This is a genomic window from Silvanigrella paludirubra (genome assembly GCF_009208775.1).
Lineage (GTDB): Bacteria > Bdellovibrionota_B > Oligoflexia > Silvanigrellales > Silvanigrellaceae > Silvanigrella > Silvanigrella paludirubra.
The window spans coordinates 845342-869708 of the sequence record NZ_WFLM01000001.1; the positions used below are offsets into that span (position 1 = coordinate 845342).

At 29.9% G+C, this 24367-nt stretch carries 22 protein-coding genes; 14 read left to right on the top strand and 8 right to left on the bottom strand.

The features are described from left to right. Positions 1–226 precede the first annotated feature (226 nt). From GCL60_RS03780 to GCL60_RS03795, 4 genes are all read right to left on the bottom strand, one after another. Entirely contained in the window at positions 227–727 is a 501-nt protein-coding gene (locus GCL60_RS03780; protein WP_153418534.1) for a hypothetical protein, read from the bottom strand. Between the two features lie 265 nt (positions 728–992). Beyond that, on the bottom strand, positions 993–1751 hold the full coding sequence (locus GCL60_RS03785; RefSeq protein WP_153418535.1) for an amino acid ABC transporter ATP-binding protein: 759 nt from the start codon (positions 1749–1751) through the stop codon (positions 993–995). A gap of 14 nt (positions 1752–1765) precedes the next feature. After that, complete coding sequence (locus tag GCL60_RS03790) at positions 1766–2554, bottom strand: amino acid ABC transporter permease (protein ID WP_153418536.1); 789 nt, start codon at positions 2552–2554, stop codon at positions 1766–1768. Between the two features lie 61 nt (positions 2555–2615). Next, positions 2616–3473 carry a transporter substrate-binding domain-containing protein gene (locus GCL60_RS03795; RefSeq protein WP_153418537.1) on the bottom strand — a complete coding sequence of 286 codons (858 nt, stop codon included), beginning with the start codon at positions 3471–3473 and terminating at the stop codon, positions 2616–2618. A 254-nt stretch (positions 3474–3727) separates the two neighbouring features. Here GCL60_RS03795 and GCL60_RS03800 point away from each other — a divergent pair, with 254 nt between their 5' ends. The 3 genes from GCL60_RS03800 to GCL60_RS03810 all read left to right on the top strand — a co-directional run bounded on the left by GCL60_RS03800 (position 3728) and on the right by GCL60_RS03810 (position 5953). Beyond that, positions 3728–4411, top strand: coding sequence for a hypothetical protein (locus GCL60_RS03800; protein ID WP_153418538.1), 684 nt, complete (start codon positions 3728–3730; stop codon positions 4409–4411). A gap of 116 nt (positions 4412–4527) precedes the next feature. Beyond that, on the top strand, positions 4528–5112 hold the full coding sequence (locus GCL60_RS03805; protein WP_153418539.1) for a hypothetical protein: 585 nt from the start codon (positions 4528–4530) through the stop codon (positions 5110–5112). A gap of 106 nt (positions 5113–5218) precedes the next feature. Then, positions 5219–5953 (top strand): hypothetical protein, encoded by a 735-nt coding sequence (locus tag GCL60_RS03810; protein WP_153418540.1) that lies wholly within the window; start codon positions 5219–5221, stop codon positions 5951–5953. A gap of 11 nt (positions 5954–5964) precedes the next feature. Here the strand turns inward: GCL60_RS03810 and GCL60_RS03815 are convergent, their stop codons facing one another. From GCL60_RS03815 to GCL60_RS03830, 4 genes are read right to left on the bottom strand one after another with little or no spacing between them, the layout of a single operon-like run. Continuing rightward, a complete protein-coding gene (locus GCL60_RS03815; RefSeq protein ID WP_153418541.1) occupies positions 5965–6438 on the bottom strand; it encodes a hypothetical protein in 474 nt (157 codons plus the stop codon). Between the two features lies 1 nt (position 6439). After that, positions 6440–8644 carry a hypothetical protein gene (locus GCL60_RS03820; protein WP_153418542.1) on the bottom strand — a complete coding sequence of 735 codons (2205 nt, stop codon included), beginning with the start codon at positions 8642–8644 and terminating at the stop codon, positions 6440–6442. A gap of 20 nt (positions 8645–8664) precedes the next feature. Further along, positions 8665–9348 carry a 3'-5' exonuclease gene (locus GCL60_RS03825; protein WP_153418543.1) on the bottom strand — a complete coding sequence of 228 codons (684 nt, stop codon included), beginning with the start codon at positions 9346–9348 and terminating at the stop codon, positions 8665–8667. Positions 9349–9382: 34 nt separating this feature from the next. After that, the gene (locus GCL60_RS03830) at positions 9383–10315 is read right to left on the bottom strand and encodes a LysR family transcriptional regulator (protein ID WP_153418544.1); all 933 of its coding nucleotides are present in this window, start codon (positions 10313–10315) and stop codon (positions 9383–9385) included. Positions 10316–10416: 101 nt separating this feature from the next. On the opposite strand from GCL60_RS03830, the gene GCL60_RS03835 reads away from it, so the two are divergent. From GCL60_RS03835 to GCL60_RS03885, 11 genes are all read left to right on the top strand, one after another. Continuing rightward, positions 10417–12126 carry an NFACT RNA binding domain-containing protein gene (locus GCL60_RS03835; RefSeq protein ID WP_153418545.1) on the top strand — a complete coding sequence of 570 codons (1710 nt, stop codon included), beginning with the start codon at positions 10417–10419 and terminating at the stop codon, positions 12124–12126. Then, entirely contained in the window at positions 12123–13298 is a 1176-nt protein-coding gene (locus tag GCL60_RS03840) for a glycosyltransferase (protein ID WP_153418546.1), read from the top strand. The genes GCL60_RS03835 and GCL60_RS03840 overlap by 4 nt, the downstream gene beginning before the upstream one ends. 3 nt (positions 13299–13301) lie before the next feature. Then, positions 13302–14666 (top strand): undecaprenyl-phosphate glucose phosphotransferase, encoded by a 1365-nt coding sequence (locus GCL60_RS03845; RefSeq protein WP_153418547.1) that lies wholly within the window; start codon positions 13302–13304, stop codon positions 14664–14666. A gap of 85 nt (positions 14667–14751) precedes the next feature. Further along, positions 14752–15909 (top strand): FapA family protein, encoded by a 1158-nt coding sequence (locus GCL60_RS03850; RefSeq protein WP_153418548.1) that lies wholly within the window; start codon positions 14752–14754, stop codon positions 15907–15909. Between the two features lie 14 nt (positions 15910–15923). After that, positions 15924–17324 carry a class I SAM-dependent RNA methyltransferase gene (locus GCL60_RS03855; protein ID WP_153418549.1) on the top strand — a complete coding sequence of 467 codons (1401 nt, stop codon included), beginning with the start codon at positions 15924–15926 and terminating at the stop codon, positions 17322–17324. Positions 17325–17342: 18 nt separating this feature from the next. Continuing rightward, the gene (gene radA / locus GCL60_RS03860) at positions 17343–18728 is read left to right on the top strand and encodes a DNA repair protein RadA (protein ID WP_153418550.1); all 1386 of its coding nucleotides are present in this window, start codon (positions 17343–17345) and stop codon (positions 18726–18728) included. Between the two features lie 239 nt (positions 18729–18967). Further along, entirely contained in the window at positions 18968–20101 is a 1134-nt protein-coding gene (locus GCL60_RS03865) for a glycoside hydrolase family 26 protein (RefSeq protein WP_161998062.1), read from the top strand. 327 nt (positions 20102–20428) lie between these two features. After that, positions 20429–22204, top strand: a complete 1776-nt coding sequence (gene argS / locus GCL60_RS03870; RefSeq protein WP_153418552.1) for an arginine--tRNA ligase — start codon at positions 20429–20431, stop codon at positions 22202–22204. A gap of 89 nt (positions 22205–22293) precedes the next feature. Next, entirely contained in the window at positions 22294–23112 is an 819-nt protein-coding gene (locus GCL60_RS03875; protein WP_153418553.1) for a substrate-binding periplasmic protein, read from the top strand. A gap of 16 nt (positions 23113–23128) precedes the next feature. Further along, on the top strand, positions 23129–23527 hold the full coding sequence (locus GCL60_RS03880; protein WP_153418554.1) for a type 2 periplasmic-binding domain-containing protein: 399 nt from the start codon (positions 23129–23131) through the stop codon (positions 23525–23527). Between the two features lie 15 nt (positions 23528–23542). Then, on the top strand, positions 23543–24355 hold the full coding sequence (locus tag GCL60_RS03885; protein WP_153418555.1) for a substrate-binding periplasmic protein: 813 nt from the start codon (positions 23543–23545) through the stop codon (positions 24353–24355). The last annotated feature ends 12 nt before the right edge of the window (positions 24356–24367 follow it).

A 24367-nucleotide genomic window follows, 5' to 3' on the forward strand; every position in this document is an offset into this window, starting at 1 on the left:
ATACTTATCAGTCATGCAAAAAATTATAAAAAATATTATAAAAAACCCATATTCCTCTAAAATATAATTCTTATTTAATTTGGAATTTTAATTCATGTAAATTTATTTACAAATTTTTAAAAAATGAGGTGTCACAATTTTGTCCTGTCAATATTTTGACTATATTTAAGAAATAAAAAATGCTCCATTAAATTTTAATGGAGCAACCCCGTCTAAAGTTTTTTAATTAGTAAAAAATAACGTTATAGGATTCTGCTGAAGTTTCCTTAGCACAATATTTTGCTAAATCAGAATTTTTAATAAATATATCTAGAGCTTTTGCTGCATTATTCTTAAGATCATTTGCAAATATTGGATTTACAATTGCTGGGTTACCAAAATTTACTTTTGTAGATGTTACAACAATATTTTTACAGTTGCCATTTGTAATTGTAGCTTTAATTGTTGCATCAGTCTCATAAGCACCAATTAAAGGAACATTAATTACTTTAAAACCAACATGATCTACATTAATTGCTACTAATTTACGATCACTATTGAGATCAAAAGTACCAGCAACAGTAATTGGTGCATTTTGATCTACTGTTCCACGTTTAAATGTATCAATCATTTCTTTAATAATTTTATTTTGGCTTTCTTTACTTACTACAGTACTTAAGTTGAAAGTATCAGCAAAAGCTGAACTAGATAATGCGGATAATGCTAAAAGTGCACACTTTAATTTCATAACTATTTCCTTTTTTTATAAATGACAGGGTTCAACAAAGGTAACAGGTTAATATTAAAGATCAACAATATTTTTAATTTTTTTTATATTATTTTTATTTATTCTTTATTTAATATAATATCAAATAAAGAAATTAAATATTTAAATTTTAATGAATTTTAAATTTATTTTAAGCCTAAGTCGTTTTATTAAAAATAAATAAATATTTACAAAAAAAAAAGCGGCAAGAATAATTCTTGTCGCTTTTAAGATAAATAAAAAAATATTAAGACTGATGAGTGATTCTTTTTAAAAAGGTCTGAAGCCTTTCTGTTTTAGGGGAAGCAAACATTTCTTTTGTATCTCCCTGCTCGACAATAAGACCACTTTCTAAAAACATAGTACGGTGTGATACTTTCTGTGCAAAATAAAGCTCATGAGTAACAACAATCATAGTCATGCCGCCTTTAGCAATATCTACCAAAATGTCTACGACTTCATCAACAAGCTCAGGATCAAGTGCACTTGTCGGCTCATCACATAATAAAACTTTTGGATTAATCGCTAATGCTCTAGCAATAGCAACACGCTGTTGCTGCCCTCCAGACAATCCTCTTGGAAATTTTTCTGAGTGGGCGGATAAACCTACACGTTTTAATAAATCGGAAGCAATTTGTAAGGATTCATCTTTGGACTTGCCTAAAACTAAGTTTGGTCCTAATGCTACATTTTCAAGCGCAGACATATGAGGAAATAACTCAAATCTTTGGAAAATCATTCCCGTATTTCGGCGTATCATGTGCAAAGATTGTTTTGAATCGCGGTAGTTAATTCCGCAAACTTCAACGTTTCCAGAGGAGATTGTTTCAAGAGCATTAATTGTGCGCAAGCAGGTGCTCTTTCCACTCCCTGAAGGACCAATAAGAGCAACAACCTCACCTTGTTTTACTTCAAAATTAATACCTTTAAGAACATGATGCTCTTTATTTTTTGAATAAAATATTTTATTTACATTTTTTAAACTAACTACTACTTCTTGAGACATAATATTTTTCCAAATTAATGTTTGAGACTCACGCTCAATCTTTTTTCAAGGTAACGCCCCAATGAACTCACTAATGTATTTACAACAAAATAGAGTAACGCAATAAAAAACCAAGTTTCAAAACTTCTAAATGTTACTGTTACCGCATTTTGGGCTTCTTTAGTTAATTCAGGAATTGCTACAACCGAAAGCAAAGAACTATCTTTTATTAAGGAAACAAATTGTCCAATTAAAGGAGGAAGCATATTTCTCAAAGCTTGAGGTGCTATGACTTTTCTAGCTATTTGAAATGGACTTAAACCCAACGCTTTTGCGGCATCGATCTGTCCTTTTTCAAAGTTAGCAATTGTACCCCTAAATATTTCAGCAACATAAGCAGAACAAAATAAGCTCATTGTTAAAACACCGGCAACTGCACCAGAGAGATTAAAAGCTGTACCAACAATAAAATAGGCAACATATAGTTGCACAAGCACAGGCGTATTTCTAAAAACATCTACGTAAAATAGGGCAGCAAATTTAGCAATTTTTTCTTGAGTTGTAAGGAGCATACCAAATATGACACCAAGAATAGTACCAAATATGATGGCCTCAAAACTCATTTTTATTGTAATCCAAAGCCCTTTTAGAAAAAGACCAGGACCGCCACCTTCTGTAGTTGGTAACCAAATATAAGGAGCTAAAACCGAAAAATCCCAGCTATAATCTAATTGATAAAAACTACGAACAAGTACAGCAGCTAACAGCAGAATAAGAAAAGAAGAAAGGAATGAATAATATATGGGTAATTTTTTATCTGGCATCGCGTTTCATATTTCCAAATCAGAGAATTATTAACAGAAAATTAAATTAAAACTACATAATTTATTTATCAAGAAGAGTTAACCACTCCTGGCTGTCAAAATAATATTTCATGGCCTTATCATAACCGCCTATTTTTTTCCACTCAGCTAAAAATTTATTAAAACTAATAGCTAATTCTTGATCTTTTTTACGCATGGCTACACTGAATTGATCTCCATTAAAGCCTTGCGGTACAATGTAAATTTTCCCAGGATTATTTAATGCTGCAAGTTTTACATAAGGAGTATCATAAATAAACGCATTTGAGCGGCCACCTAGAACTGCATTTACTGTGTCAGCATCAGCATCAAATCTCATTATTTGTGCTTTATTTAAACTTTTTGTGTCTTGTAAATAAAGATCGGGAGCAGAGCCTGTTTTAACTGCAATTTTAATTCCTGATTTATTAAAGTCCTCTAATGATTTATAATTTTTACGATTATCAGGGGTATCTTTTACTGCAATTAAAAATTTATTGTCATAATAAGGATCACTAAAGGTAACAGCTTTTTCACGTTCTTTTGTTCTCGCCATCGAAGAGGCGATCATGTCACATTTTCCGGTTAATAGAGAAGGAATAATTCCATCCCATTTTGTATCTGATATAATTAATTTTACCCCTAGATGTTTAGCAAAAGCTTCCATCATTTCAGGATCAAATCCAATCCATTTTCCAGACGCTGTTTTCATTTCAAGAGGTAAGTACCCAGATTCTGAGCAAACTTTTAATATACCATCCTTTTTAATGGTTTCAAGTATCGATTTCTCAGCTGCATATGATTTAGATAAATATCCTATTGATGATAACGCACAAAGAGCAAAAGTAATTAATGTGCGGCACGCTGTGGGCCTTAGCCCAGAAGAAGTCGAGCTCGTCATAGATAGATACCTTTCGTTAATTATTCGGAACACGAAAAAAGCAAAACACCACTTATCACACAAAATTGTCAGGGGCAAATCAATTTACTAAAAGAAATTCTCAAGTATGTAGCAAAAATCAACATTTTTTAGATAAATGCTAAGGACAGGCAAATGTTTCTTAATAAAGAAATGCCATATGCAATTAATAGTCATGGCCTCTATATCTAAAAAAAGGATAATAAAGCAAAAGGAATTATAGGAAGAGGTCCATCATGAATGTAAAACGGTTTCTCTGCCTTTTCAACATAATATTTATAAATAGTTGCTCAACTTTATTTCCTCAAAATTCGAAAAAATCGGGGGATATAAATGAGCAAAGAAAATCAGCTAGTTTTCTTGATAGTTTATTTCAAGATGATCCTATAGCAGATCAAAATAGCTCTCAAAATAAGGATAATATGCGTTCTTCCTTATCACAGGGAACAATAAGTAACCAGAATAAAAGAAATAATTCATTAAATTACAATTCTCCTTATCCTCAAAATTTTCAAAACACACTTTCTCTGACTCACATAGAAGGCAATACTTGGCGAACACAAGCACACCCTGCTATGGTTTTTGGGATTATGTCTCGATTATTATCTCAAAATTATATTATAAACTCTATGGACAGAAAAAATTTTAATTTACAAACAGATTGGGATAAGTTTTTTATAGATGGAAGACTCTTTCGTAATCGTATAAATATTATGGTATTTCCCGTAGGACCAAGACAAACTGAAGTTGTTTTAAAAAATATTGTTGAGTATTATACTGGAAATCAAAATGGAAAAATAGAGGAAAATTCAGCTTGGTTACCGAGTCCTGATATTACAGATGAAATAAATAAGTTAATTGAAAATACGAATAGACAAACCACATTAATTCAAAGTCAAATGTACTCTCGCCCCAATTAATAATTACCTATTTATTCAAAAATGATACTGCAATATTTTCAATTTAATAAAATTAAATATTAACCGAATAAATAATGAAATTAAATTAATTACTTTTAAATTGGTATTAAATTAAAATGAAATTAATTAAAAATATTTTAAAAATTTTATTTTTTATATTTTATCCCATTTTTTGTTACTCTATTGAAATAACTTTAAATGGAAGTTACGCTAATAGTTACTCAACCAGTTATCAGTATACAAAAACATCGTACGGCTTGGACATTGGATTTCCTTTAAATCAATTTATGGAACTAAATTCTGGGCAAACTTATACAAATGAAATATATACATACACAGATGATTATAAAAAATATTTAATTAGCAAAGGTAATATTTTACCAGCAGGAAATTTAACTCAAGAATATGATACGACAGATAGTTACGCAAATTTAAGTATTGGTCTTTTTAATTACTATTTTAGCCCATCTATTTATGGTGGTGTTTTAAATAGAAAATCTAAATTTAAAGACTATTTTGGACAAGTATCCGAGGAAGAAACACCATTAACCTGGGATGCCGGCGCAGCTTTATCCATTCGTATGGGAAGACATTTTAAATTAAAAATAACTTACCGAATATCGCCTTCTGGCGTAAGCTCCCCGAGCGGAAGTCCTTATTATGATAATTCTTATTGGGGTGGAATTACTTTATCGTTTTAAAAATTAATATAAATTGCTAAAAAATGAATACTAATATAACATTTACTTTATTAAGTAAATATATGATATATTTGCTTAATTTCTTTTTAAAAGTTATTGGAATCTCATGAATTTTAAACCGTTTCTTTTTAGTCTAAGCCTATCTAGTACACTAATTTATGGATGTGGATCAAAAGACTCTACTTCTCATGGCAAATCAAATAATCCACCTAAGGCAGAATCAAAACCAGAAATACCAGCTCCTACTCCAACACCAACATCAGAACAGCCTCCGTACAAAAGTAGTTTTAAGTATTTAAATATTAATATAAAAGAATATTGCGAAGAAGTTATTTCTTTAGAAACAGATTTAAATCTTATCATAAATAAAATTGAAAAACACGTTACGACTCTTGAAAGTATAAATAATCAGTATCATGCCGCTCAAAGAGAAATAATAAAAAGAAAAAATAATAAACTCGATGAAAATGATAAAGCCCAAATTAAAGCGTTAACTTCTAAAATAAAACAAATAAATTCTATATTTTTGCCTTCAAAATATTTAGAAAGTAATTTTAATCTTAATATATCTTTTTATTTTAAAAACAATTTAAATCGCTGTATAAATAATAACACAACTCATCTTAAAGAATTAATAATTAATGAAATTAAAATATTTGAGTCAAAAATAATCGAAAATAACAAGACTTATATTGAACCTTTGATTCAAAACACAGAAATTAATATTCAAAATAATTTAGATAAATCAATGATTAATGAAAACTTAAATAAAATATCATTTGATTTTAAAAACATTATTGAAAAACTCAATAAATTAAACCAAAACACCGAAAATAAATAAAATAATTCATCCTATTTATTTATTTTTAAAAATCTTAAACTTCCTTGCGCTTCCACTATCATCTCAAAAATAGACAATCTGTGTCGCCATAATGCAAGTAACTTTTTTGCTTCTAAAAAAACTTCTAATTCATTTAAAATACACTCAAATGAATCATTTTTATTATAATTAAAAGTATCTTTTATTGTTGTAAAATCTCTAAATGGAAAACAACGTTCCATTGTCTTTACTATTCCTGTCCACTTCGAAATAATTTCAGCACAAATAGAAACATGAGTATGAATTTCGTTTCTTCCTTGATCACAAAGAAAATATTGAATTTCTTTTACAGTTAAATGACTTGGAGATTCTTTTTTAATTTGTAGCATTAAATCGTTTAAATTAAAATACTGCGACAAAGTGGACTTAGTGCTTATCCCTCGCTGAGAAGTTCTATGATGAAAAGAAATGCCATTAATTTTATTTCTGTTTGTAAAAGTACGCATATTATCGAAGTCTACTTTCGAGATATCTTATCATAGGGGAATCAGAAGATTCTCCTTGACTTTTGAGCCTTGAAATTTCTTCTAGAATTTTTTTTCTCCAACTTGAATCCAGAACACTTTGGGCAGCAAGAATATCCATGGTTGAACGAAAAGCTCTTGCGTCTTGCTCTTTTTGCAATTCTTTATCACTTTCTTCTTCATCTTGTAAAGATAAAATTGCTTTTTCAACGGCTTCTTGCGCTTTTTGAGTTGATGCTATTCTTTCATAAGCGCGCTCTTCTGCACCAAAAACAAATGACTTTCTGGTAGCATTTTTAGCCGAATTTAACGATTCGTTAAATTCACCACCAAGAAGTGGCGTTTTTTCTAATAAGTCTTTTGCATTTGAAATTTCATTTAATACCTCATTTTTTGTAGGAAAATATTTAGAATTTTCCAAAGAGGAATCCGCTTTTTGTAATTTTATTTTTGCGTCTTGTATTGCTCTTTGTCTTGCTTGCTGCATTATTTGCATAGCAAAACCCAAGTGATTATTTGCTTCATCAAATGCATTTTGAATTTCTTGCTGAGCTTCAATTAAATTATTTTGTTTAAGACTTTGTGCCGTTGCCTTTACTTTTAAGGCAGTATTATCATTTTTTAGAATATTTTGTAGAGTTTTCTTTTCGCTTATTGTTAAAGGATAAGTTTCATTATTCGTCATATTCATGAGTTGTTTATTTAAATTAGAAGCGATCTCACTTAGCTCAAAAGATTCGGAAGAAAACTCGGAATAATCTTTTTCTTTGCTATTTAACATTTGAATTTTACTCTTAAGATTTTGGAGTCTTGCCAAAAAATTACTCGATTCACTCGCATTTTGCTGGCGCTTTAAAATATTGATAGTAGTTTGAATTTTCCCCAAAGAAGAATTATAATTTTGATCATTCTTTAAAGAAATATTTTCTACTAAATTAATGGATTCAATTATATTTCTCCTAACAATACCTGACTGACTTAAATTTCCAGCTAATTGAGCTGCATTAGATAATGGTGGTATAATTTTTGATTTTTGCTCAGGAGTTACTTTATTCATTTTAATTAATAATTTTTTTGCTTCTTCAAGTTTTCTAATAATTTCAGCTCTGACCTGTATTGGCGTTTTTATTGGAAAAACTAATTCTTTTGACTCTCCAAATATTCCAGATAATACTGTTTTCGCAATTGCTTTAACGTATAAAGTATCTTCCTGCAAAAAAGGAATTCCTAATGTAACAAGCTCAGCATTATCTGATTTAAAATTAAACTCAGATGCATTTGAAAACTCAGCTAAAGATTTTTCAAAATGATATCCTGAATGAGTTCTAATAGATAATTCAACTAATGTTAAAGGAACTGTTGATTTCACATCAATATCAAAATTTAATTTTCCTTGTAACTCTTTAAAATCTATATTATCAGAATTAGCTGATTCTATGTTTACAATGGGCTTAGATGTAGGGCTTAAAATTAACGTAGAAATATACTTTTTATCTTTATTTGTTAATATTATTTTAATATTTCTTGATAAATTCTTTTTATTATTATCTTCATTAACTGTTTTTTCATCAAATAAAGAAAACAAAGATAATACAGAGGAAGACCAAGATCCTGATTGTAAAGAATAAGTATAGTTTTTCTCAGGATATACTTTATTATTTTCTATGAATAATACTTGCCAATTATTGTCTTTCTTTAAATTATCAATATTTATTTCAAGATAAGATGAAGTATCCATATTTATCTCATAACTATTCACCGATAAATCATAATATTTAGGTAATTGCCCCGAATACGAGGGAAATTCAATTTTTAAAATAGGCTTAGATGTTTTTAAGTTTTGTGAAATAAATTGATATATATCATTAATATCTTTTGATAAGGTAAAAGAAAAAATTGCAATATATAATATCATTATGGAAAAAAGTTTTAAATATAGAGTTTTTTTATAAAAATCTTTTTTATAAGAGATACCTGCTGCTTTTAAATTAAGTTCGATTCGTTCTTTTGAAAAATCTTTTAAAGTTTGAAACCCTTGTATGATTGCAAGATCAAACCATTTTAGAAATAGAAGACCAATCGGAAAAGCAAGCCAGGCTATTTGTGAATTTAAAATTCGGTATGAAAAAAAATAAATTGTCATTAGAAAAAGAACTGAAAATAAAAAAAAACTTATTTTTCTTCTCACTTATCAATATTTCCTAATTGTTATTTTCCTGGCATTTCTTCTCGGTAAGGAGAAAGATCCGAAATGGTCTTTAATGCAGGATTTTCTTCAAGCATACGCCAAAAAACGCCTGCTGTAACTAAAATGTCGCCAATAGAACGGTGTCTTGATTCAAAGGTCAATCCAAAGTGTTGTGCCAGAGCGTCAAGATTTCGCCTTTCAATTTTTACAAGAGCTCTTGCCATTTTTAAAGTACAAAAAATAGTATAGTCACAAGAAATACCCAATCTATTTGATTCATGAAATAGCATCCCAATATCAAATTCAGCATTATGAGCTAATCCAACACATCCTCTTAAAAAATCATGAAATTCAGGTAAAATAGTTTGAAAGTCAGGTTTCCCTTCTAACATATGATCTTCAATTCCTGTTATCCTTGTAATTTCAGGGGAAAGCGGAATTCCTGGGTTTATTAAATGTGAAAAACGAGCAATTTCTTTTTTATTTTGATATTTTATAGCACCTATTTCAATAATTCGAGAACTTCTTGTGTCTAATCCGGTCGTTTCAAAGTCAAAAATAACAATAGGAAGTTCTTCGATTTTTTCATTGCCATGAAATCGAGATCCACTAACTCCACCCATAATAGCAATCGGCGAAGAAACAAATTTGTCTTTTCGCGACAGGATAAAATGAAAAATACTATTTTGAAAAGGTGATACCATATTAATTAGAATTCCTGAATAAATGTTACTTTAACTAGTTATAAATTTTTTGAAGAACATGAATAAACTCGGATGCCGCTGGAGCAAGTTCTCTTTCTAATGATGAGCAAATTAAAATAGAACGTTCCATTTTTAAACCTTGTACCTTTAAAACTTGAATATTTTTTTCATTGCGCAAGGAGTGTGAACTGACAACGCTGAGTCCAATATTTTTTTCAACCATTTTAATCATACTTTGTGTCGATCTTAATGTCATTACAGTTCGATAACGTATTCCTAATTTTCGAAATTCCATTTCAATAATATCGTGAATAGCGCTTCCACTTTCAAATAAAATCATAGGCTGACGATTGATATGAATTGGTAATAAAGTTTTACCCATTTTTTCTAATGAAAGTGACATTTGTACCAAAGGATTTTCCGGCGCTGCTATGATCTCTAATGTATCAAGAATTTCTGCATGAACTTTTAATCCTATTAAGGGATCTTCATTAGGTGCAACAAAGGGATTTCTTGTAATTAATCCAACATCAACTGATCCATCATGAAGGGACTCTATCACAGTTGCGGAATCTTTTTCATGCAAAGTAAATTGGATTTGTGGATATTTTTTTCGAAATTCAGAAATGGCATCTGGAAAAACGCCAGCAACAGCTGTTGCTCCTCCTCCCAAATGTACAAAACCTTCACGAAGCTCTAAATGATTTCTCACTGTTGTTTGTAATTGATTCATTCTTTTTAAAATATCTACAGAAATTCCATAGACCAATTTACCCATAGAGGTAAGACGCACACCGCGCGCTGTTCGTTTTAATAAGGCACAACCAAGACTTTCTTCTAAAAGTTTTAGTCTTGCTGACAAAGCTGGCTGAGTAATGTGAAGTTTATTCACAGCTGAAGATAAGGAACCTTCTTGAACAACTGTAACAAAAGCTTGCAGCCTATATATATCTTGTAACTCTTGCACCCTTTACTCCCTAGTATGAGAATAGACACATTTGGAACAATACTGTAAGGATAAATGTCGTCAACCATGAACAGACGAAAGAAAATGACAGGAAGAAAACTGTGAAAGATTTAATCCCTCAAAAAAATGTCTCACCCGAAATCCGATCAAATATTGCCCAACTTGCGATTTGGACAAGGAAATTTTCGGGGCCTTTACACCGCGCACAAAATACAAGTTTACAAAAAATCACGGCATCCGAACACGGCCAACTCATATTATCATTATATAAACCGGGCGATGATAGAAGCACGGTTTTGTTAAGTATGAAAAAAGGGGAAAGTGGAATTTCCACAACCCATTTAAAGCCTTTACCATTAAAACAGCCAAATTCAATCGTTCAAATTGCAAGGAAGTATATTCATGGAAGAAAAATAATTTCATCTTATGCAGCCATGTCTCCTATTTGTATAATTTTAGAATTTGGAGAACCAAATAAACAACTCGAAAATTATGATGAAATTTTAGAGGGTCCAAATGTACTTATTTTAGACTTAGACTCCAAACCTCCAAGAATCATATTAGCAAAAAAATATGATAAAATTCCAAATCGTTACGTTACGGATTGTGGAAATCATTTTTCTCAAGGTGAACCTTTTTTTGAAAGTTGGTGTGAATGGAGTGAAGATAATACAAAAACAAAAAAAAGAGCTTGTTTTTTATATCCCATTATATCTTACTGCCCTATGCCTCAGCCAGAAGAGAATATAGAGAAAAAAATAGCAGATACCTCACCAATACCAATAATTAAAACAAATAAAAATATCTCTACAAGTTCTCCAACAACTCTAACATCTGCATTAGAAATTTTGCCAACTCATATTCGTAGATCTGCTCGAACAAAGTTACAATTTTTAGCAAGAAGAATAACAAAACAAAAAATAGATTTACCTGATAACAACGAAATATCTAGATTACAAAAACAAAGTGAAGGATTAAAAACCAATTTATACTTATGGCCTGCCCATTCTTTAATTTGGTATGTTCCACCACAATTTATTGAAGAATTTGGAATGCCTGCTTTTTATTCATTAAAAAAACATGAAAAACCAGGAGATATTTTAAATAAAATTCATCATGAAATTGACATTTTAAAAAGACGTAAACAAGAATTAACAGTTAGAATTGCTGAAAGTATTCAAGCAGAATACGATTTTCAAAAATTAATTTCTGATAGCGCAGATGAATTAAAGTTTTTTATTGATAAATACACAAATGAAAATTTTCATTTGCAAAAAGACTCTAGTAAATTTTCAAAATACGTCTTAGATTTAATATTAGAAAAAGAAGAACTTCCTTCTGTTTCAAAACTATGCGGAACACTAGATATTTCATTGACTGAAGGAAAACAAGAAAAGAAAATTCGAGATGAAAAAGAGGGGCGACTTCCTTTTCGAGTTTATTTTTCATCAACGGGCGAATTTATTCGTGTTTCAAAATCTGCTGAAGATGGTGATAAAATGATAAAAATGATGCCATCAAATCATACCTGGCTTCACGTTCTTACAGGAGAAGGGAGCCATGTTTGGCTTGAAAAACCAAAAGGTGGAAAAAAAGCTTCGCAACAAGCAATTAGAGAAGCCTCTATTTTAGCAGTACACCATTCAAAACATAGTCGAGCACAGAGTGCTGAAATACAAATTGCCACTCGAGGCGATATTGAAAAAAGAAAAAATCTTGCCCCAGGTAAAGTTCTTGTCCGTAGATGCGAAACAATGCTAATAAAATATGACAATTCAGAACTTCAAAAATTAACAGCAGGTACACAGTGAATCATAATGATAAAGAGCATTTTCAATTACAAACCCAAAATTTTAAAGTTGCTATCGTTCATGATTGGATGTTTTCTCGTAGAGGTGGAGAACGAGTCTTAGAACAAATTTTAAATCTTTTTCCACAAGCAGATTTTTATTATTTATTTGGAAAACCAAAAGAAGTTTTAAAATTAAAGCATGCACATAAATTTATTCCTTCTTTTCTTTCTAAAATTCCATTTATTGAAAAGCTTTACAAGTTACTTTTACCCATGTTACCTATTGCTGCAGAAAGTTTTGATTTATCAAATTATGATCTTATTATTTCTAGTAGCAGTTGTGTCGCAAAAGGAATTATTCCACCACCACTAGCAATACATATTTCCTATATTCATAGCCCAATGCGTTACGCTTGGGATCAAGAACACCGTTACTTTAGCAAAGCTCCTAAATTTTCGCGCCCTTTGGAAATCTTAAGACGATTTTTGTTAAATCGCCTGCGCATTTGGGATGTAACATCTGCTGTTCGAATTGATAAAATGATTACAAATAGTAATTTTGTTGCGAGAAGATGTGCTTTATACTACGGTAAAACTCCTGAGGTTGTTTATCCTCCAATAAATATTAAATTTTTTAACATTGCAAATCAAAAAGAAGTTTACTCATCTCAAAAAAGAAAAGTACTCTTATTTGGCGCATGGACTCCTTATAAAAAAATGTATGAAAGCCTAAAAATATTATTAGAAAATGGAATTCCTGTTATTGCAGCAGGTCAAGGCTCTGAATTATTAAAAGCTCAAAAAGATTTTTCGAAAAAAGTAACATTTTATATTAATCCTAAAGACGATGAAATTCCAAATATTTATTCACAAGCCCATACCCTTTTATTTCCCGCAATCGAAGATTTTGGTATTGTTCCCTTAGAAGCTACAGCAGCTGGTTTGTGGGTTGTTGCACCAAATCAAGGAGGAACAAAAGAAACCGTTATTAATAACGTAACAGGATTTACGTTTGATGAATCTTCAAAAGAATCTATGATAAATGCTGTAAAATTATCATTAAAAAAAGAAATCACTTTAACAGATAAAAATAATATGTTCTCACAAGTTGAGAAATTTTCAGAAGAAATATTTCAAAAGAAATTCACAAAAACTGTTTTAGAATCAATTCAAAACGCAAAAGGATTTTAGATAATGATTCTTAGTAGACACGCTGAAAAGTTGAATATTTACAGGGCAATTATTGATATATTAATAATTACTATTTCATGGATTCTAGCTTTTATAATACGTTTTAATTTTGAAATAATAGCTTTAACAAAAGGACCAGATACACTCTTTAATTATTTAAGACTATTGCCTTTATTATTATTATGCTATTTCTTTATATTTTTGACCTCAGGAATGTATAAAAAAAGTCTTGTTAAAAAAAGAATTTGGGATGAAAATTTTCAATTAGCCAAGAATCACACCATTTCTTTTTTTATTTTTGTTACTCTTTCTTTTTTTATATATGAACATCGTTATTCAAGATTAACTTTATTTATTTTTTTCTTTTTAATCCCAATTATGCTTCCACTTGGCAGGAGTATAATCCGAAAATGGAATCGATTTTATTTAAAATTTAAAAATTCAAAAAAGAAAGTAATTATTATAGGGACAGGTCCAAGTTCTGAAAAACTAGCAAAAACGATTGATGCCAGATCAGACTGGAATCTTCAACTAATTTCTTGTCACTCCTTTTCTGAAATTAACATTGTCGACAAATATTTAAAAACAGGTGCTGTTGATCTTGTTTTTATTGTCCCAAGTGCAAGCGAAACAATTCAGGTTAATGAAATATATAAACATTTAGATAAAAATCTTTCCGATATATTTTTAATTCCTTATTTAGGAGAAAAAATATTCTTTGAACCTACCCCTATTCAATTTGAGGGAATAACTGCACTAGCTTTAAATTCATCTGGTTTAGAAAGCTATGGTTTGTTCTTAAAAAGATTATTTGATATTGTTTTTTCTTTTACATTTATTCTGGTCTTTTCTCCTGTTTATTTAATATGTGCATTATTAGTTCGTCTCAGTAGTCCAGGCCCTATTTTTTTTAAACAGGAACGTATGGGTCTCGATGGTAAAAAATTTTATTGCATTAAATATCGAGGAATGTATGTAAATGCAGAAGAAAAAAGCGGTCCGGTATGGGCAAAATCTAATGATGATAGAACAACTCCAATTGGAAAATGGTTAAGAAAAACAAGTCTCGATGAAATTCCTCAGTTCTTTAATGTATTAAAGGGCGAAATGAGTGTTGTCGGTCCAAGACCAGAGCGTCCTGTATTTGTAGATAACTTTAAAGATCAAATTCCTGGCTATATGCTTCGACATAAAGTGAAGGCTGGAATTACAGGTTGGGCTCAAATTAACGGCTGGAGAGGAAATACGTCTTTAGAAAAAAGAATTGAATGCGATCTTTGGTATATTCAAAATTGGAATATTTGGCTTGATCTCAAAATAGTAATGCTCACACCTGCTAAAGGGCTTATTCACCCGAATGCTTATTAAGAGCAACTTTCTTGGTAACAAAGTCAATTTCTGATAAACTCATTTTTAAACCACTTTTGTTTTTTAAGCGCATTTGGAGATAAAAATGAACTCTACATCAGCACCTAAAAGTCCAACAGCGCCTTCTCCTTCTTCTAAAAAATTATTTCAAATAGTAGCTTCACCAGATGGCATGGAAGCCTATATTCCTGGCAAAACACAAATTGAACAAGATGTTGCAAAACTAAATTATGATCAGCTTTGCGCGTATCTTTTGAAATTAGGTTATGCAATAAAACCAACTCAAAAAGTATTTGATGAATTAGTAAAATGTGCAAATTCCAATATACGGCATTTTGAAACAAATTTTATTATTTTAAAAGGGACGCCTTATACTCCAGCAAAACCAGCAACAATAAAATGGCTTAATCCTCCAACAATTCCCAAAGATCTTGTTAGGCCAGGTATTCCATTTGGTATTATTAAACAAGCCACAGACACCGCACTTGCTAAAACAATTTATGGACAGGAATTACCAAATTTAAATCCCGTAGGAGCTGAAAAGGTAGAGGAAAAAAAGATTATCACAACCCACAACGATTTTACGGTAGATAAAAACGGCGAAATTAAATCGGCTAAAGGTGGTCAAGCAGTCATTCAAAGTGACGGCAAAATTGATTTTCTCGATTTTTATACAGTAAAAGACGTACGCCCCGATCAATACCATAAAGTTGATTTTCCATGCAATGTTATTGTTAAATGCGAACTTCAAGGAAATCTAAATTGGAATGTGGAAGGCGATTTAACTGTAGAACAGTTTTGGACAGCAGCTGGGATTCATGTAAAAGGAAATGTGATTGCAAAAAGTGGTATCCAGTTAAACAATGCAAGCGATGAAAATAAAGCCATTCGTATTCAAGGAAATTTAGAAGCAGTTTTTATTCAATCAAGTTGTTTTATTGTTGAGGGTAACATAAAAGTAGAAAAGGCAATTCTAGCTTCCAGGCTTGTCACCAACGGAAATTTAGAGTGTATAGGAGACCCAGGTAAAATTACGGGTTCCGAACTTATTATGAATAAAGGAACTATACATGCTAAAAATATTGGCAGTGAAAAAGAAAAACCAACTTATGTTAAATATCTTTCAGAAGAAAGTGCTAAAAATTCTAAAGTAGAAGCGCTTTCGGAAGGAACTAGAATTCAAATTCGCAAGTCGAATATTATTATTAAGTTTACGCAACCATGGCCCCCACCTACATCATAGGTACAGTTAAATAAATGCAAAAAAATAGAAATAGACAAAAATCATTTCATAAATCAAACCAAACACAAAATAACCCAAAAAAATTTGATAAAGAAACAATTGAAACTTTTGCCTTAGCAACAGATGGCAGAGCAATCGGTAGAAGTGAAGATAATGTTGTTGTTTTTGTAAAGAATATGCTCCCAAATGAAAAAGCAAAAGTTGAAATTATTTCAAAAAAATCTAATTATAAAAATGCTTTATTGTATAAGCTAGAATCTTCTTCTCCTCATCGAGTTGAACCTCCGTGTATTTATGATTCTCAATGTGGCGGTTGTCAGTTACAATATATTTCCCAAAATATGCAGACAGAATATAAAACAATGTGGTTTTTTGAAACCTTAAAACGAATTGGAAAATGGAACGAAACGTTTATAAAAGAATCTGAAAAAATGATTTCTATTGTTTTTTTAAAACGTGAACATTACCGCAGAAGAGTTCGTTTTCATTTTGACGGGAAAAATCTAGGTTTTAAACAAAACAGCTCTAATAAAGTAATTAATATTGAAAAATGTTTAATAACTTCTGAAAAAATAAATCAAAAAATTAGTTTTATAAAAAATAATTTAATAAAATCTTTTAAAGAATCGCAAGAAAAATTTTTTGAATGCGAGATTGAAGTAACAGAAAGCGATGATGATAAAATTATTCTTTTTGTTGCCAATTTGACTATAGAAAACCAAAAAAACAAAGATAATAGTTTAAAAATACTTGAAAAAAATCTTGAAATATACAATGAACAATCTATTCATTTAAAACACCCGGAATTACCAAGATTTAAATTAAAAAAACAAAGTTTTGTTCAACCTCATATTGATTGTATAAAATATTATTATGAGCACATAAAAGATAATATTGATCAATTCCTTGAAAAAAATGCAAATAAATTAAATAAAATAACGGCCTGGGATTTATATTCGGGAGCTGGAGTCTTTACTTCTATTCCTTATTTTTCTGCTAAAAGGCATCAAGTTGAAATAGAATGTATTGGTGTGGAAGGAATTAAAGAAGCAATTGACTCCCTAAATTATAACCATAAAAACTTTCCTATTAAAGGTGTTGTTCAAGATGTAGAGCTTTTTATTGAAAACCAGTTTCAAAATAAAATTAAAAATCCAGACGTATTCCAAGGTGCTTCTATCATTATTCTTGATCCACCAAGATCAGGATGCGGAATTGCTACCATGCAAAAAATTGTTGAAGTTTGTAGTAAAAAATCTCTTGTTCTTTACCTTGCTTGTGATCCTGCTAGTTTTGCACGTGATACGAGAGTATTACTCGAGGGTGGCTTTAAAATAAAGAATTTGAGTTTATTCGATTCTTTTGGTCATACCATTCACTATGAAGTTTTAGGATGCTTTGAGAAAAGCTTTTAATTACGGAAATATAAAAAAATGAAAAATTCACTTAAACAAATTTTTATTTGTTCTTCTTGTGGCTCCATTCATCCTAAATGGTTAGGCAAATGCCCTGATTGTGAAGCTTGGAATTCCATACACGAAGAAACCGTAACTAAATCTCAAAATACCCATTACCAACATGGTAACAAAGCCGAGGTTTTTCCTTTACCTAAAATACAAGAAAAAGAAGAAAGAAGAGTTTTTTGTGGCGTTCCCGAACTCGATCGGGTTTTAGGAGGCGGCCTCGTTATTGGAAGTCTTGTATTATTAAGCGGTGATCCCGGAATTGGAAAATCGACTCTTCTATTGCAGGCATTAAATGGATTAGCTCAAAGGGGCTATAAAGTTCTTTATGCAAGCGGTGAAGAAAGTTGTACTCAAATAAAATTAAGAGCAGAACGACTTGGTTCTCTTCATATGAATATTTTAGTTACAAATGAAACCAATATCCACGCTATTCTTGAAGCTGCAAAGCAAACAAAGCCACACGTTCTCGTCGTAGATTCCATACAAACTGTTTACAATCCTGAATTGCCTGGAAGCCCTGGGAACGTAAGTCAAATAAGGGAATGTGCAAATTTAATTATGCAAACGGCAAAAGGACAAAATATTTCTACATTTGTCATTGGGCACGTTACAAAAGATGGAGCCATAGCAGGACCTAAAGTTCTTGAGCACTTAGTTGATACCGTTATGCACCTTGAAGGAGATAGCAATAGCGGTTACCGCATATTAAGAGCTCATAAAAATCGTTTTGGATCCACTGGTGAAATTGGTGTTTTTGCAATGCAAGGGCATGGATTAATCGATATCCCAAACCCAAGTGCTGTTTTTTTAGATGAAAATAAAAAAGAATGCGAAGGTGCTGCTATATCAGTAAGCATGGAAGGAACTAGACCCATCCTTATAGAAGTTCAAGTTTTAGTTGGTAAGACCTCTTTTGCCTCTCCTAGAAGACTTGCGACCGGATTTGACACCAATCGTTTTACAATATTATTAGCTGTGCTTGAAAAACGAGCTGGTTTATATTTATCCAACTTAGATATCTACGCTAATGTAACAGGCGGGTTTAAAATTTATGAGACCGCTATCGATCTTGCAACAGCAGCCGCTGTTGCATCGAGTTTATTTAACAAATCGTTGCCTTCAAAAACAGCATATTTTGGAGAAGTAAGTTTATCTGGAGAAGTCCGCATGGTAAATCATGCATTATCCCGCATTCAAGAAGCACAAAAATTAGGGTTCGAGAAAATATATGTTCCCTTAAGAAACTATCAAATGGAAAAAGAACATATTTTAAAATTATTAGATAAATCAGAACGACCCTTTTTTATTATTCCAGTTGAAACCGTTAATGAAGTTGTGCGATTTGATTATTAATTCTAGTTATTTTTTTCATAAAAAAACAACTGTATATGAAAATTTTAATTTAATAAAAAACTTATAATTCATTATCATTTCAAACATTAAATTAAATAAAGTCAATTTTTTGAAAACAAATCTAAATATTTATTAAAAATTTGAATATATTTATGTCCAGAGAAAACGAAATTTTTTTCAATTTAAAAATTTTCGTATTTTATAATTCTCTTGATAAATTATTAAAAAGGAATTTGTTTATGGACAGAAGAAAAATTTTGAAATCTGCAATGTATGGACCTTTGCTTTATGGTTTGACGAAATTTGATTTTTTTGAAGCAAACGCAAATGATTTTTCTAAGCAAAATATTATTACTGGAATTTGTAACGAAACAAAAGCAAATTTTATTGACAACATTGAATGTTTTGAAAAATATATGAATTATCGTCACGACGTAATTCAGTACTTTTCTATGTTTGATTATAGAAAAGATCCTGACATGGTTGTTCCATTTTTTACAACAATACCTACAACAATTTGGAACTCAGGAAAAATTCCTCTCATCACTTGGTATCCTTCAACTAGTAATATAGAACCAACTCCAAAAGATATTTGCAAAAAAATTTATACTGGTAAGTTTGATAACTACCTAGAGCGTTGTTGCACAGCGATATTAAATTATTTATCAAATACAACACCAAATCTTAATTTTGGAAAACCAAAAATTCTTATTCGTTTTGCGCATGAAATGAATATTCATTATAGACTTTATTCAAACCCAAGTGATTTCAAAAAAATGTGGTGTTATGTTTTTAAATTTTTTAGAGACAGAGGATTAAATAAAGATCGAGTTCTTTTTATATTTTCTCCAAACAGTATTGATTTAAATACTAGACCTTTTGAAGAATATTTCCCTGGAGATGATTTTATAGATTGGAATGGTGTCGACGGATATAATTGGGGAGGCAAAGGGGATTGGGTATCATTTGCAGATATTTTTGAACCTGCTATGAAAAGAATAAGAAAAATTTCTAAAAAACCTTTATCCATTTGTGAGTTTGGAACAACAGCAAAGACAGATAAAGGTGAAGACAATATAAGGAAACATAATTGGATAAAAGATGCTTTTAAATGGATAGAAAAACAAGAAAACTTAAAAAAATACAATTTAAAAATGGCAATTTATTTTAATATTAATAAAATTAATGACATTGACTCAGGAATTTATCCCGATGAAATTTGTAATGTAGTTAATTTAAATTCTAACCAAATTAATAAAATGGAAAGACTTAAAGATATTTACTTTAAAAACTTGGGTTACTCTAATTTTAATAGAAAATTACCTGAAAACTTTTTTTATGAAGAATGTGAATTAGAATCCATAGCAAAATAATTTTATTAAAACATGGGAAGTCTTTGCTCAAAAGCCAAAGACTTCTTTTTATATCAAACTAGTACATCACATTGATTATTTTTAGTTTTAAAAATAATATTAGCCACAATAATGAAACACCAACGAAAGTAATTGTTATTTCTACTATACTTAGCCATGCTACAAGAAATTTACTTGGCTATTTTCTTCCGTAATACTTTGTAAATTATAGACATAAAGAGCAATTTGAAATAGCTTGGCTGGTATTACAACCTTGATTGCTGCCATTGAGTAGGCTTATCTAGGTGAAATCTCATTATTTTAAATAACTTCTTATATTGGTGAACAATGACTACTGCACATGATCCTTTTAAAAAAGAAATCTCTGACCTCATCCAGAATGAACTTTTGAGGATGAGCAAAGAATTAAATCTTGATTTCAGCTTAAAAGCGATAGATATTTACAACATGCTCACCGTTCCCCCAGATTTTTCGTTTGGACAAGCCGCTTTGCCCTGTTTTCCTTTTGCAAAAAATTTTAAACAAGCTCCAAATAAAATAGCCCAAGAATTATCTGAAAAAATAAATCAAAAAAATAAAAAATTTATATTAAAAATAGATTGTATTAATGCCTATTTAAACTTTCATTGTAACTTTAAAAATTTAGCTCAAGATTTAGATAAAGACATTTCCTCTAGAGAATACTTTTCACGCAAATTATTAGATAGCTATGAAATAGACAAAATAGTTGTAGAATATTCACAATCTAATACCCACAAAGCAATGCACGTTGGTCATTTACGTTGTCTTGTTTTAGGAGATGCGGTTTCAAATTTATTAGATTATGTTGGCAATAAAGTAGTTCGCGCCACCTATCCTGGTGATGTAGGGACCCATGTTGCAAAAATTATTTGGTATCTAACCCACCCAACCGAAAAAGAATTACCAACAAAAGACAAAACTCGTTGGCTTGGTCAAATGTATGCTGAAGCAGATGACGCCTTTAAAGCAACTAAAGGAACAGAGCAAGAAGCTGAAGTTAAAAATCATATTTCTGAAATTTTAAAACAATTAAACAATTCTTCTGGAAAATATTATGAACTTTGGAAAGAAACGAGGGAATGGAGCCTTGAAGAACTCAGAAATGTTTACAAGTGGTTAAATTCTTATTTTGATGTTTGGTATTTTGAAAGTGAATGCGAAGCTTCATCTAAAGCTATTGTAAAAAAGAAATACGAAGAAGGATTTTTTGTTAAAGATAATGGAGCAATTGGTCTAGATTTAAGCCAATGGAAACTCGGTTTTGCTATGCTTTTAAAATCTGATGGAAATGGTTTGTATCTTACAAAAGACATTGATTTAATCATGAGAAAATTTTCAGATCCAGAAGTAACAAAATCAATATATATTGTTGATTCAAGACAAAAATTACACTTTCAACAGCTTTTTAAAATTGCAGAACTTATGGGTTACCCACAAGCCTCAAAATCTGTCCATTTATCTTATGAAACTGTAAATACAGAAGAAGGAAAACCATTTAGTTCCCGTCAATTAAATGGTCTCCAACTTTTGGATCTTAAAAATAAAATGGAAGAAAAGGTAACTAAAGACTATTTAGAGCGTTACAGAGGCCAATGGAGCGATCAAGATATTGAGGTAACTGCTAGAAATATCACAATAGGTGCTCTTAAATATGGAATGCTTCGGGTAGATAACAACACCCAAATTAATTTTTCTCTTGAAGAGTGGCTTCGTTTAGATGGAGAAACGGGACCTTATTTACAATATGTTCATGCTCGTTGTTCAAGTATATTAGAAAAAATTGGGGCACCATCTCATCCATTTACTTTTGAGATTTCAGATAAAAACGAACAAGAGCTTGTATTTTTAATTTCAAGATTTAATGATTTTGCCTTGCAAGCTGCAAACCAAAATAGACCCTCTTTAATTGCAAATTACCTTTATGATCTTGCAAAAAGTTTTAACCGTTTTTATGAAAACTGCCCAATTAAAAGTGCAGAAGGTAATATAAAAAACACTCGTTTGTCTTTAGTAAAAATAACAAAAACTATGATTTTTGAAGGATTAAAACTACTTGGTATTCCTTCCCCTCTAAAAATGTAATCTATTTTTTATAAATTTTTTTGACCTTGTCATTTATTAAAATCTAAATTAAAATTAGCGAAGTGTAAAATTTTTATAGGTTTTAATAAATGAAATTATATTTTAAAAAATTAATTATCTTATTTTTTCTATTAAATTCTTATTATGCTTATTCTTCGAATACACTTCGTGTTTGTACAGAACAAAGCCCCCCTTATGTAGAATCCAATCGCGAAACAGGTGAAGTCAATGGTATTGATATAGATATATTTATTTCCATTTTTAATAAGCTTGGAATTGAATATACGATTGAAGAAATGCCTTGGGCACGTTGTGAATTATCAATGGATGCAGGTGTAGTAGATGTAGGAATTAAAGTATCAAAAAATCCTGATAGAGAAAAATTTCTTTATTACCCAGAAAATTGGGTTTGGGAAACGGTTTTTGTTTTATTTACAAATTCGGAAGTTAAAAGAAAATATAAAATTAATAGTTATGATGATATTAAAAAATATAAATTGACAATTGGAGTTATTCATGAAAACTCTTATAACGCAGATTTTTGGAAAGCATTTCCTTGGGTTGATAAAGCTGCTCAACAATATCATCCTTTAATAGAACCATCAGTCAATGTAGAAAGTAATTTAAAAAAACTTTCCGCTAACCGAATTCAACTTTATCCACAAGATAAATCAATTGGAATTTATACTGCAAAAAATCTATATTTATCTAATATAACTTATTATGATTTTGTGTTATTTAAAAAATATTATTATAATGTTTTTTCAAAAAAATCTAAATTTTCCTCTGATAAATATCAAAATATCACTGAATTAATGAAAATTTATGACTTAGAATTAATTAAATTTAAAAAAACAAAAAGCTACGAAAATATTTTTAAAAAACATTTAAATGCCAAGTCAAAATAAATCTTAAGAGATAAACATGAAATTTTTTATTTACTTTTCATTATTACTGATTCATTTAAATATTTTTTCTTTATCTACTTTTAAAATAAGTTCTGCAGTGACTTCAGCCTGTATAAATGGAGGCATTGATATTGAAATAATGGACTACATATTAAAAAAATTAAATATCAATTATGAAATTAAATTAATGCCTTGGTCTAAATATCTATTTGAGCTAAAAGAAGGTTTATATGACTTGGCTCTTCAGACTTCAAAAGACCCAGAAAGTTATCCAATGGATAAAACAACTGGCATTTATATAGCCAAAAATTTAGGTGTTAAAAATATTACTCATTATAATTTTATTAAAAGATACGACCTTGAATTAATAAAACTAAAAAAAATATTGATATATTTAAAAATAATTTATAAATAATTGGAAAAGTTTTTTATGATTAAACTATTTTATACAAAATTTATATACATTATTCTTTTTTTTCATTTAGAGAATCTATACGCCTCCGAAATTTTAAGAATTTGCTCAGGAGTTTCTCCTCCCTATATTGAAGGAAATATGGAAATAGGAGTTGCCAGCGGAGGAATTGAAGTAGAAATCATAGAAATTATCTTTAAAAAATTAAATATAAAATACAAAATTGAAATCATACCATGGGCTAAATGCGAATTTGGATTAAACGCTGGTACTTTTGATGCTTCTCTAAAAGTTTCAAAAAATTCGGAAAGAGAAAATTTTATTTTATACCCTAAATTTCCAATTTGGGAATCCAATTTTGTATTTTTTACTAACGTAGAAACAAAAAATCTTTATAAAATTGAGAGCTATGATGACGTTAAAAAGTACAAATTAAAAATTGGAATTTCAAGAGGCAATACCTATAATAAAGATTTTTGGGAATCATTCCCTTGGATTGATAAAGAAAATAAAAAATATAACTCATTAATTGAAGTGAGTCACAATCATGAAGAAAACATGAGAAAACTATCAGAAAATAAGATTAGTCTTTATCCTCAAGACAAATTAATTGGCATTTATTCTTCAAAAACGTCTAAATATAAAAATATTACATATTATAATTATACTTTATTTAAAAAAGATTATTTTCAAGTTTTTTCAAAAAAATCGAAATTTAGCACTAGCCAATACAAAAATATCTATGATGTTTTAAATAATTATAACTCTGAATTAGATAAACTAAAAAAATCAGATAATTACAATAAAATATTTAAAAAATATTTAAAATAAATCTTTTAATTT

Bases quoted from the DNA above. Each gene is read 5' to 3' on its own strand.
- GCL60_RS03780 (WP_153418534.1), bottom strand. From the start codon at position 727: ATGAAATTAAAGTGTGCACTTTTAGCATTATCCGCATTATCTAGTTCA.
- GCL60_RS03785 (WP_153418535.1), bottom strand. From the start codon at position 1,751: ATGTCTCAAGAAGTAGTAGTTAGTTTAAAAAATGTAAATAAAATATTT.
- GCL60_RS03790 (WP_153418536.1), bottom strand. From the start codon at position 2,554: ATGCCAGATAAAAAATTACCCATATATTATTCATTCCTTTCTTCTTTT.
- GCL60_RS03795 (WP_153418537.1), bottom strand. From the start codon at position 3,473: ATGACGAGCTCGACTTCTTCTGGGCTAAGGCCCACAGCGTGCCGCACA.
- GCL60_RS03800 (WP_153418538.1), top strand. From the start codon at position 3,728: ATGAATGTAAAACGGTTTCTCTGCCTTTTCAACATAATATTTATAAAT.
- GCL60_RS03805 (WP_153418539.1), top strand. From the start codon at position 4,528: ATGAAATTAATTAAAAATATTTTAAAAATTTTATTTTTTATATTTTAT.
- GCL60_RS03810 (WP_153418540.1), top strand. From the start codon at position 5,219: ATGAATTTTAAACCGTTTCTTTTTAGTCTAAGCCTATCTAGTACACTA.
- GCL60_RS03815 (WP_153418541.1), bottom strand. From the start codon at position 6,438: ATGCGTACTTTTACAAACAGAAATAAAATTAATGGCATTTCTTTTCAT.
- GCL60_RS03825 (WP_153418543.1), bottom strand. From the start codon at position 9,348: ATGGTATCACCTTTTCAAAATAGTATTTTTCATTTTATCCTGTCGCGA.
- GCL60_RS03845 (WP_153418547.1), top strand. From the start codon at position 13,302: ATGATTCTTAGTAGACACGCTGAAAAGTTGAATATTTACAGGGCAATT.
- GCL60_RS03850 (WP_153418548.1), top strand. From the start codon at position 14,752: ATGAACTCTACATCAGCACCTAAAAGTCCAACAGCGCCTTCTCCTTCT.
- GCL60_RS03855 (WP_153418549.1), top strand. From the start codon at position 15,924: ATGCAAAAAAATAGAAATAGACAAAAATCATTTCATAAATCAAACCAA.
- radA (WP_153418550.1), top strand. From the start codon at position 17,343: ATGAAAAATTCACTTAAACAAATTTTTATTTGTTCTTCTTGTGGCTCC.
- GCL60_RS03865 (WP_161998062.1), top strand. From the start codon at position 18,968: ATGGACAGAAGAAAAATTTTGAAATCTGCAATGTATGGACCTTTGCTT.
- argS (WP_153418552.1), top strand. From the start codon at position 20,429: ATGACTACTGCACATGATCCTTTTAAAAAAGAAATCTCTGACCTCATC.
- GCL60_RS03875 (WP_153418553.1), top strand. From the start codon at position 22,294: ATGAAATTATATTTTAAAAAATTAATTATCTTATTTTTTCTATTAAAT.
- GCL60_RS03880 (WP_153418554.1), top strand. From the start codon at position 23,129: ATGAAATTTTTTATTTACTTTTCATTATTACTGATTCATTTAAATATT.
- GCL60_RS03885 (WP_153418555.1), top strand. From the start codon at position 23,543: ATGATTAAACTATTTTATACAAAATTTATATACATTATTCTTTTTTTT.